This window comes from Mesorhizobium sp. Cs1321R2N1, assembly GCF_037179725.1.
GTDB lineage: Bacteria > Pseudomonadota > Alphaproteobacteria > Rhizobiales > Rhizobiaceae > Mesorhizobium > Mesorhizobium salmacidum.
The window spans coordinates 1-672 of the sequence record NZ_JAPYKP010000329.1 but is presented as its reverse complement, the minus strand read 5'-3'; the positions used below and the strand labels follow the sequence as shown (position 1 = coordinate 672).

1 protein-coding gene is annotated in these 672 nt (G+C 50.3%); it reads left to right on the top strand.

Going from position 1 to position 672, the window contains the following annotated elements:
* The coding region (gene proX / locus O7A61_RS32325) for a glycine betaine/L-proline ABC transporter substrate-binding protein ProX (RefSeq protein ID WP_337133193.1) at positions 1–669 on the top strand (669 nt) is incomplete at its 5' end.
* Positions 670–672: the final 3 nt, after the last annotated feature.

Sequence of the window (672 nt, the reverse complement as noted above, 5' to 3'; positions counted from 1 at the left end):
CCCCTGTATACCAAAGCCATGCAGGGCTATTTCATAGACAAAGCCACTGCCGATGCACATGGCATCACCTCGCTCGACCAGATGAAGAATCCGGCAATAGCAGCCTTGTTTGATACCGACGGCGACGGCAAGGCCAATCTTATCGGATGTAACCCTGGTTGGGGCTGTGAGGCCGTCATCGAGCACCACATGGATAGTTACGGCTTGCGCGACCACATCAACGTCGAGAAAGGTGAGTATTTTGCGTTGATGGCCAATGCGATTGAGAACTACAAGCATGGAAAATCGATTTTTTACACGGCTTGGGAACCCGAATGGACAAGTGCGGTTCTGGTTCCAGGCAAAGACGTAGTGTTTCTGAACGTTCCGTTTTCATCTCTCCCCGACGTGAAGAATGCAAATACCAAGTGGGAAGATGGGCGAGACTCGGGCTTTGCATTCAACGACAACTATATCCTGGTCAATAAACAATTCGCTAAGGAAAATCCCAAGGCGTGGACGTTTCTAAATGGCTTGCGGATGTCGATAGCGGACCTGGATGCTGCAGCGTATCGTGTAAATTCCGGCGAGAATAGCGCAGACAAAGTCGAAACTATCGCGAAAGAATGGATTTCTAAGCACCAGACCGAATGGGACGCGCTGATAGCAAAGGCGAAGTCGGCCAACTGATAG